Here is an 8457-nt window from a genome sequence, read left to right as displayed (position 1 = left end):
CCTGTACTTCTGGGCCATCTGCACATAAAGTTCCCGAACCCTCGCCCCTTCCATCCCGCGGAGTTGTGTGACCGAATAATGAGCCGGCACCGGACCGTTGAACCGTAACTCATACATTGCACGGACAACCTTTAGACGGGCCGTTTCATCGAGGGCAAGCCGAGCCTGGTAGAGGAGACGATCGGATCGTGCACCCCCGGGTTGGCCGGATGAATAGAGGCGGACACCGGCTTCGCCCACCCAGACAAGCAAACATCCCACCCTGGACGCAAGCACCGCCGCAGCATGGGAGACGCGTGTGCCCGGCTCCAGCATCAGACAGGCAATGCCCCCTATCGGGATCTGGGTACGGACGCCTTTTTTGTCCACAAGGACAAAGGCACCATCAATGACATCTAGTTCGCCCCTTTCCAGAAAAACGAGGGAACAGCGCTCTTTTATCGCAATCGGTTTGAGTGGGGGGAGCATCCGGTCCCCCCTTCATCGGCCGGCGGGCCGCACCATCATCATGCCACAACCAAATCCTTTCGCGGGGCCGATACCTGTGAATAACATCTTTCGGAAGACATCAGCATCGGTCACCGTCAGCAGGCCGGTATAATCGATCGTACTTATCCGGATTGGTTTCTTCATTCTCTGCTTGAAGAACCGCTGCTGACGGTAGCCATCTGCCCTTATCTCACCGTCACCAACCTCAAACCCACACCGTTCCCCCCGCATCGCCAGCCAGGCGAACCCCGTCTGTTGAACAATCTCCGGCTCGGGAGGCCAGGACATACCGGACGGGTCTTGCTTCTTGAGTCGCTTCTTGACCTCCATCACGACATCGTGGCGATGATGCTGCCCTTTCTCATCACACTTCGTCCGGACAGGATTGGCCCGGAGGACAAAGGCGAGCCGCTGTCCCTGGCGGAGCGCCGGATCATAGGTCTTCGACTCGATGTGCCACAAGCCCCCGCGATTCACCGGTTCCCGCTCAGACACAGCGTAGAACGTCGGCATGCTGCCAAAGGTCTCCTGACGGTACAGGAAATCGCGCTCCCGTTCAGGGCCGTCGGTAAACAACTCCCAGATCTGCCGGTGCGCCTGATACTCGCTCCCGAAGTTCCGCCAGAACTCGCTCTTCCCTGCCGCATCAGGCTTTAACTGGATCCTGTTCAGATACATGATCTCCCTCCCGGCGCGTGATAACACCGTAATGCTCTATCCTGTCCCCAAACTGCCACCGTTTCCGGTTGAGGGGTTCATCATGGTGGGTTATGGAATGAATTGCTTGAATCCCAATATCTTCGTCCCCCTCCCAGTAGACCCTGAAGGCTCTCTCAGGGTGCTCAAGGCGTTTCAGGAACCCCTCTCCTGGGAACGGCACCGATGCGAAGACTTCCGCAAGGTTCTCGCCCATCACAACCCTGGCGGTGAGCGGCAATGCGAGGGGGCAGGACTTACGGCCCAGGTACAGGACAAACATTGGGGCGTTGAGGGCATCGCGGATAAGATCTAGGGCGTAAGGTGCACCACCATCTCTACTCCAGAGACAGACGGTCGAGACCGCATCGCATTGATACTCTCTGCTTGAGAGGATCGTCGATATATGGACCGGGGCCTGTAACTCGTCCCGCCGTGTCGGGTACTCCCGCATTGCTCTTTTGGCTCCTGACCGCGGCACCTGTGCCGTGTGGTAATCCCTGAGCAGGACGCCGGGAGAATCGAGCCTTATGCCGACATTGTACCCCCGAGACAGCGCCGCGAGCCGTTCCTCCTCGTCGCGCCGGATCCCGAGAGCCGCCGCCACCAGTCCGATCACTGCAGAGCGAGTAGGGTGATCATGTGTCGGCCGGAATTCTCCGACCGCCGTGTCACCCCACGACGCCAGGGGACCGTGCAGGTGAAAGACCAGATACTCAGGCATGGTGACCAGCCACGAAGTCCAGCACCTCTTCCAGCTTTCCCTCACCGGCGTACACATTCATCTCACAGCAGCCATCGCTACACGTCCCGTACACCGCATCCATCTTCTTTCGGGTTTCCTGCAGTGACGTGATCGCCGATTCAAGGAGATTCCGGTCGCGGAGTGGTGTCAGGTACGCAACCGAGAGGGAGCGGGGCTGCTGGCACCCCCGTTCGGCAAGGAGATAGGAGGCATATGCCCGCGATGCAAAACTCGCCTGTTTGCCGGTGGGGGCCACCTTCACCGCCGTCTCGGTCAGAGCACGGAGAGCATCATTCGCAAGCGTTTCATCGCCGCCGAGGTTCTCCACAAGCAGGTCGCGGTTGATGCAGAGGTAGAGATAGAAGAGACCGGCTGCAAACTCGCTCTCGCCGAGGTGGCCGGCACCTGCGTTCTCCTCACCACGGTTCAGATCGTCGACAGCGGTGAAGTAATCGTCCTCAACCGCCACTTCGTGCACGGTGATCGCATGAGCGACCTGGACCGCCGCCTCAACATTATAGTCGGTTGCATCGGCCATCATACGCCCGAACATGGAAATGTCGGCCGCAGTATCCTTCTTAAACAGAGTGATACTCCGGACCTGCTTGTTAAGATTATTTTTCTTCTTTTTTTGTGGATCAGTGAGAGACTTGCCTTCGGAGATCAAAGATCCCATCTGTTTTAAATCCCCCAGATCAATCTCCAGATCCTTAGCAGACTCTTCGGGACCGGCAATAACCGCTATCAGATTATCAATGGCCTGAATTTCAGATGGCCTGAAATGGATCATCTGTTTATACTGCGGTCCCTTCTCCCACTCTTTCGGGCTTTCCAGTGCCCCATAGGCATCTGCGATCCCTGCCGACCAGATCAGAGCATCTTCTTCGGACAGTGGAGGGCGAACAGGATCTGATTTTTCTCCGGCGACAACATCCATCAACTGCTGTCCTGAGACCATTGCACCGTATATCTTCTCACCCAGGGAACGTGTTCTGATCCCGATCAGTCCGTGCAATGATTCTTCAAACTGATCGGACGTCCTCCATGCTCTCTTCAGGCTCTGCGACGAGATCCGCAGCCTCTGGGAACCACCCATCATCGCGGTCTTCGGCCTTCCAAGGTCGTCGCGGTTCAGGTTCGAGGGGGGATACGATGCAAGAATATGCAGTTGAATAAATTCACTCATAGATTTTCCTCCATTTCAATCATTTCTTTTCAAGCGCTACTGAATAGTAGTCATACGCCCAGGCGTTCTTCGTTCCGTCATTCCACCAGTAGATGCCATCGGCCAGACTCGGGATGTCGGCTTCACCTTTAAGGAGCCGGAGAATACGGATCATCGATCCGTAGAGTTGGTCCTTGTCATCGATCGCCAGCAGCCGCCGGAACCGCAGATCGCTCACCCGGCCCTGGTCGCTGCCTTCTCTTTTCGCCGCGATTTGCTGGGCGATACGCCGGCCACCGGTTTCATCATATGTTTTTACGTGAGACAAAACCCCGGCAACCCTTGCCAGGGATTCGGGACGTACAGATGTGATCTTTGAAAGTTCCAGACGCAGATGATGGAAAGCAGGAACGAAAGCGACCTCGGCAGCGGACGTGCACCGCCGCAATGCCGCCCGGTCGCCATGATTATCCTGGAGTTCTTTCCACCACGCCCCAAGAACCTCTCTTTCTTCGGGGGATTTTGAAAACGAAAGATATCGTGTCGAGTTCACAGGCCAATCACCTCATGATGCATGAGACTTCGTATTTTTCTTTCGGACAGGCGGTTTTGGAAGGTCAAGGGTTTTCCAGATTTTTGTTGCAGCGGGCGAGGTGAAGTTCCTGAGCTCCCGCCTTGCCACCGCGATTCTCTTCGGGTCGGCAACCCCGATCAGTGCAGACTGGGAATAGTCATCAAACAGTTTTTCTGCCTCCTTTCTGATGGCATCGAGCCATCCGCGTTTCAGGTCGGTTGTCTCTCTGCCATTCTCCATCGCTCCTTTGAGATCGTACAGCACTTTGTAGAACTCGCTCTCGGTATCCTTCCAGAACCGGTTGTCGATCACTGAGACATCGCCTTTTACATCTGCTTTCTCGGAGAAGAGCGCCTTTACGATCGCCTTACGGGCACTCTCCGCCACGAGCGAGGCCGTCTTGATCAGTTGCGCCGTGACGGCTTCGTAATCGGCACGGATTGACGAGTCGACCTTGATGAGAGGCATCGTCCCCTCATACCAGCACCGGGCCTTCATGTTGTCCATGTCATAACCGAATGCCCACAGGCGGAATGGTATATCCGGCAGGTCGGGTTGTCTATCGTATCGGAAAGCATGCACTACGGATGCAGGCTCCGACTGCGAGTCAGAATCATTTTGTATCAAGCCCAGCCATTTGCGGTACGAGATCCCACCCGGTTGTCCCTTATGAGAGAGCAATTCACCTTTTTTAGTCTCAGAATACGGTGTGAGAATATGGTGCCAGTTACCTTCGTAATTCACGCCGTGGTTTTTTGTCTGATATGTCTGAACAAGGTGCGTGCTGGCACACCCACAGAGATCGCAGCTTCCCTCTGCGAGATTGTCTTGGTCGATCCTGATCCTCCGCGGCATCCCCCAGAACATCTGCGCCGGGTGAGTGTCCTGGGGGGTTGTCCGTTCCTTACTGTCGCTCGTCCGTGTCGGCCCAAGCCAGGGAAAGATATCGGCATCCCCCTCAAGGTCAGCATTCCCGTACCGGGCAAACGCCCCGGTCGGGATCACGTTCAGCCAGATCGTTTCCCAGAGTGTCCGGCCCATCACGACGGTCGTCAGCGGGCCGCCGCCACGGAGCGAGGTGCGGTGCCCCTGCCCGCCTCCGGGAGCGTTTGTCTGGAGGGTGTAGAGTGCCATGGCACAGCAACGCTGACAGATCTTCTGCACCGTACCCCGTTTGATGAAGTGATCTGTGTTATCTTTCACCGTCTTTTCACCGGGCATTTCGATGAGCAACTGGCTAATATCGAGGTTTTCTTTCTGCTCGGGCAGATCGAAGTCCTGCATGAACCTCGGCCCGTCGCCATCCAGCTCAAACACGTGGCCGTACGCTGTGAATCGCTCTCTCAACTCCTCAGGTTCGGGGGGCGATGCAAACCGACGGAACCACTCTCGATCATTCGATGGAGGTAGAGCAGTCTGCACGATTCCTATCAAGAACTGTACAACAGCCCCGTTGAAGTCTGCCCGCGGTGCATCTAGCCATTGAACCGGGTTCTTTTTGTAATCTTCAGTGATCTGCCAGGGTGCAATGGAGACCCGTGTCCCATCGTCTCGGATCACCGGGATCCACTCCTCCTGGATAAGATTGACCATAATTTTTCACATCCGTTTTTCAGGAGATAACAGGAAACGCCATGCCGCATTCCGTTGTCTCAAAAGCGGCATAGAAGATGCCCTTATTGATTTGCTAATCCCACGAAGCCTTAAAGCTTCTTAATCTGGTGTGAAAGTAAAAATAATTCTCAAAAACAGATATTCAAGGACAATATCAAAAATATGTGTGAAATTATAATTTTTTTTGTCAGATTGATCCTGGCGTCCATCATCTGCCGTGTACCTCGCGAAGGCCCATCCGGGTATCATAGATAAAAGAGACAACACGAATATCATCGCCCTTTCTAACGGTAGCCATCCCTTCCCAGCATTCCCCTTCAGACCTGATAAGCGGAACAAGGATGCGCCCCACCCCTCTGCCGGGCATCGTCTCCCGTGCTCGATCTATTGCCTCCTTTGGGACACCGTTCTGGTCAGACGGACCGGATATCATCGTTTCCCTGACACTGACCTGGCTCATGTCCCATGCGAACTCCCCTGCATCCGACCACGGACGCAGAACTTCTCCGTCCCAGCGGGCGAGGACCACCGTGACGCTCGGTGCGTCAAGCCGGGTGGGAGTCCTCGTCTCCTCCTGCCACTGCCCGGGCGTCATTGCGTATCCTTTGTCAAGATCGAGTGCGTTGAGATTTGCCATCGCTATGCTGCTCCGGGCTTTTCCGTCCGCCACGATGTCTCTCTTCATGAGGGCCTCAGGTATGGTTGCCTGCGCCTCCGGGCCAAAGACACCTTCGATCAAACATCGAGCCCCGTCCGGTTTTTCATCGCCGGGCATGACAATCTGCCCCTGTTTCGCAAGGATACGGGCTGTGAGCCATAGTTGCCCGTGCTTCTGGTACACATACGCCCCTGCCGGGAACATACGTTCGTACCAGTCTTTATCCGGGGTGTCGATTGGCGGGGGTGCCAGCACCAGCAGTGTAGGCGTCCCACGGTCTCCACGTTCAGGAATCTGGTGGCGATGCAACCGGCCGGCACGCTGGATGATCAGGTCTATCGGGGCGAGGTCCGTGACCATGACGTCGAAGTCCAGGTCGAGCGACTGCTCCACGACCTGGGTGGCGATCAGAACCTTACCCTGCCGATCTTTCTTCGTACTATTTATCCCGAAAAGTCGGATCACCTCATCTCCGATGGACCGCCGATCGCCCATAGCAAAACGAGCGTGGAAGAGCATCACATGCTCTTCGCCGAGGATCTCGGAGAGTTTTTCATAGGCTAGAAGTGCGTCTTTTACGGTGTTCCGAACCCAGCAGGCACACTGACCATTTACAACTGCAGTTTTGAGGCAGTCCTCAACATCCTGGATCGAATCGGTCAGTTCCACCTGCACACATCGCTCGGGCCGCTTCTCATCGATTACTGATATTTCCTCAAAAGTTTGTCCAGATACAGTTGTAAGAAGGGGGTATGAAGTATTTTGAGCGATAGGGGAAGTAACACCGAGCCCCTGTGTGAAATTTTTTATCAGACTCTGCCTCTGATGGAGAGGGAGAGTTGCGGAGAGGAGAATTGCGCTCCCCCCCAGAGCGGCATGGAATCTGAGCAGGTGCTCAAGAAGAGTGTGCATATAGGCGTCGTATGCATGCACCTCGTCGACAATCAGCACGTTGCGGGCGATCCCAAGCAGACGGAGTGACTGGTGACGGAAAGGGAGGACACTCATGAGTGCCTGATCAATGGTCCCGACACCCACCGACGCAAGCAGTGCTCTTTTCCTGCTGTCGGCAAGCCATGCCGTGCACTGTGCCGATGCCGTTGCCTCCTCGCGTCCATAACGCTCACGAACATCGCCTCCAGACGGTCCGATGGATCGTCTGAATGTATCTGAGAGGTGGCGGGCGCTGTGAGCGAGGATAAGTGACGGGTGCTCTCCCTCCGCGAAGATCCGCTGATACGCCTTCCCAAGACGATCATACATCGCATCTGCCGTCGCCATTGTCGGGAGCCCGATGAAGATCCCTTCCGCCGCACCTTCTGCAATCAGACGGTGAGCGAGTACGAGGGCCGCTTCAGTCTTTCCGCTCCCTGTCGTTTCCTCCATGATAAAGAGCTGAGGGCCCTCATGCAACCGGCAACGAGATACAGTCTCCTGCAAAACCGTTGGTTTTGTGATCTGTGGAAAGAGATTGGCCATGCCCGTATGCGGGGAGGCAAGAGATGGAAGTACACCCGCCTCTTTCACTGCCCGTTCTGCCGTGGGCAGTGCAATCTTCTCCCAGTATTCTCGAAGGGGGAGAGGCTCAGAGTGGAACAGAAAATGATCACTGGAACCGATCCAGTCGCTCAAGACCACCAGCCCGGCCATAAGCCAGGAGGTCCGCACGAAGATGTCGATGAGGTCTTCGTAAAATGCAAGTGGACAAATGTCTTCTTCGCCAATAAACAGAGCCGCACATGCATCTCCAAAAGAACACGCCGCAGCCCGATCTTCAGTGTCAAAGAGACGTGCCGGATTGACTTCAGACCGGGACTGCGGCGGCACGCCGTGATGGCCGCTGACCGCCCAGAACCACGGCCTCCAGACGAATTTCCAGTCAGAAAAAGTCCATGACGGATCGTGCCGGAACCAGTTCGCCTCCCAGGAATGGTGCAGGAGATCCTGTTCTATGAGAGAAAGGGCCATGTCATCATGGCGGACAATATAGCCTTTGTCGCTTGTTTTGCCCTGTAGCCGGGAGAGAATATCGGGTTTCAGGTTCTGAAAACGCACGGAAAATTTTCCGATGTCGTGCAGGGCGAGGAAATGGGGGATAAACTTCACGATCGCATCTTCGGGCAGGCGGGTGCTCTCTGCAAATAGACGGAAAAGGTGCGGATCGCGTTGAATCAGCACCAAGCCCGCTGCTGCGACATCGAGGCAGTGGTAGGGAAGGAGATGATATTGCTGTGGCGCACGGGGATCTATGGCTGTTTTTCCCCAATAGAGATAGAATGGTTCTGCGGGGGGCGAGATCATAGCAATTATAGACCATACTCGAAACGGTATATGATTGTATCGATTTTGGCTGTATTCCGGTTTTTTTGAGATGTTTGAGATGAAACCTACCACCGCCGTCACCCAGTAAAACCCAAACATCACCATCACGTATGGGTTCCCGGTCACCACCCCTCCTGTTTTACACCTGTGCACCTGATTGCACGGGCCTGCACTCTGACAGCGCCACCAAACGG

At 55.5% G+C, this 8457-nt stretch carries 6 protein-coding genes and 1 pseudogene; all 7 read right to left on the bottom strand.

Annotated features, from left to right (window positions below):
* A pseudogene (locus PHP59_RS09915) lies at positions 1-468 on the bottom strand (subtype I-E CRISPR-associated endonuclease Cas1); the annotation flags it as partial.
* 12 nt (positions 469-480) lie between these two features.
* Positions 481-1167 (bottom strand): type I-E CRISPR-associated protein Cas6/Cse3/CasE, encoded by a 687-nt coding sequence (gene cas6e, locus PHP59_RS09910; RefSeq protein WP_300166524.1) that lies wholly within the window; start codon positions 1165-1167, stop codon positions 481-483.
* Entirely contained in the window at positions 1136-1909 is a 774-nt protein-coding gene (gene cas5e, locus PHP59_RS09905) for a type I-E CRISPR-associated protein Cas5/CasD (RefSeq protein WP_300166522.1), read from the bottom strand. Before cas5e ends, cas6e begins: the two co-directional genes overlap by 32 nt.
* Positions 1902-3116, bottom strand: coding sequence for a type I-E CRISPR-associated protein Cas7/Cse4/CasC (gene cas7e / locus PHP59_RS09900; RefSeq protein ID WP_300166520.1), 1215 nt, complete (start codon positions 3114-3116; stop codon positions 1902-1904). The genes cas5e and cas7e overlap by 8 nt, the downstream gene beginning before the upstream one ends.
* A 19-nt stretch (positions 3117-3135) precedes the next feature.
* Positions 3136-3648, bottom strand: coding sequence for a type I-E CRISPR-associated protein Cse2/CasB (casB, locus tag PHP59_RS09895; RefSeq protein ID WP_300166518.1), 513 nt, complete (start codon positions 3646-3648; stop codon positions 3136-3138).
* A 12-nt stretch (positions 3649-3660) separates the two neighbouring features.
* Positions 3661-5262, bottom strand: coding sequence for a type I-E CRISPR-associated protein Cse1/CasA (gene casA / locus PHP59_RS09890; RefSeq protein ID WP_300166516.1), 1602 nt, complete (start codon positions 5260-5262; stop codon positions 3661-3663).
* 229 nt (positions 5263-5491) lie between these two features.
* The gene (gene cas3, locus PHP59_RS09885; protein ID WP_300166514.1) at positions 5492-8389 is read right to left on the bottom strand and encodes a CRISPR-associated helicase Cas3'; all 2898 of its coding nucleotides are present in this window, start codon (positions 8387-8389) and stop codon (positions 5492-5494) included.
* Between the last annotated feature and the right edge of the window lie 68 nt (positions 8390-8457).

The sequence above is a fragment of the Methanofollis sp. genome, assembly GCF_028702905.1.
Classification (GTDB): Archaea; Halobacteriota; Methanomicrobia; order Methanomicrobiales; family Methanofollaceae; genus Methanofollis.
This window is presented reverse-complemented; position numbering and strand designations above follow the sequence as displayed.

What these genes read in the sequence shown, in the direction of transcription:
- cas6e (WP_300166524.1), bottom strand. Translation starts at nt 1,167, where the DNA reads ATGTATCTGAACAGGATCCAGTTAAAGCCTGATGCGGCAGGGAAGAGC.
- cas5e (WP_300166522.1), bottom strand. Translation starts at nt 1,909, where the DNA reads ATGCCTGAGTATCTGGTCTTTCACCTGCACGGTCCCCTGGCGTCGTGG.
- cas7e (WP_300166520.1), bottom strand. Translation starts at nt 3,116, where the DNA reads ATGAGTGAATTTATTCAACTGCATATTCTTGCATCGTATCCCCCCTCG.
- casA (WP_300166516.1), bottom strand. Translation starts at nt 5,262, where the DNA reads ATGGTCAATCTTATCCAGGAGGAGTGGATCCCGGTGATCCGAGACGAT.